Annotated in this window: 1 protein-coding gene; it reads left to right on the forward strand. The window is 51.9% G+C overall.

The window, feature by feature from the left end; genetic code table 11:
• The coding region (locus ASH01S_RS17620) for a transposase (protein WP_157067245.1) at window positions 1–700 on the forward strand (700 nt) is incomplete at its 5' end.
• Between the last annotated feature and the right edge of the window lie 262 nt (window positions 701–962).

Genomic DNA, 962 nt, shown 5'->3' on the forward strand with positions numbered 1-962 from the left:
ACTTCGTGACTTCCCACTTCCACAGGACATCGTCTCGCTAGGCGCCAGCGAGATTGTGAGTAGGTGGAAGAATGGCGGTGTGAAGCGGGCAGTCGGGATGAAGCGAGCAAAACGACTCGTAACAACCGCTGAGAGGTCAATTGGTCTCAGAGAGGGGCTCACGGCTGCTAGGCTGGAACTGATGGCTCTACTGGAGCAATACGACTTGTTCTCTCGGCAGCGTGACGAAATCATGGCCCAAGTGGAACAGCTGCTGAACCCGATTCCAGGCACCGAGGAGATGCTGAGTGTGCCAGGAATGGGGGTCACGACACTTGCCGGATTCCTTGCTGAAGTCGGCGATCTCCAAGACTATGACCATGGGCAACAGATTATTCGGCTCGCTGGTCTCAACCTCAAAGAGAACAGTTCTGGCAAGAGAAAAGGGAAAACTGGCATCTCAAAACGGGGTCGTTCCCGGCTGAGAGCTTTACTCTTCCGGGCGATATTACCGATGGTTGCCACGAACCCGGAGTTCAAGGCTCTGCACCATTATTACACGACACGAGCGTGTAATCCGTTGAAAAAGAAACAGTCGCTCATTGCACTCTGCGGGAAACTCATTCGTGTTCTGCACACATTGGGAACTAAGCGGATTCCGTACAACGCTGAAGATTTACTGGGGCCTGTTCGGAAGTCCCAAATACAGATGGCTGCTTAATGGATTCAAACTCGTCAATTCCATTTACTCGCTTATGGACGATGAAGCACCAAGACAAGCACAAGCACGGATAAGCCGTAGCAATCATTCCATAAGGGCAACGACCCAGTAAAGGAGCAAGAAACGGCATCCACCCCTTGAGAGGTAGAACGAAGGAATGTGAGGGCACAGACCCCGTGTGACATGGGAGGGTAAACCACAAGGGACAGTGTGGACATCCAAAGGTGCGGACATATTTTGTTCCATGTATTGGTAGAACGGT

The sequence above is a fragment of the Alicyclobacillus shizuokensis NBRC 103103 genome, from assembly GCF_001552255.1.
GTDB lineage: Bacteria > Bacillota > Bacilli > Alicyclobacillales > Alicyclobacillaceae > Alicyclobacillus_G > Alicyclobacillus_G shizuokensis.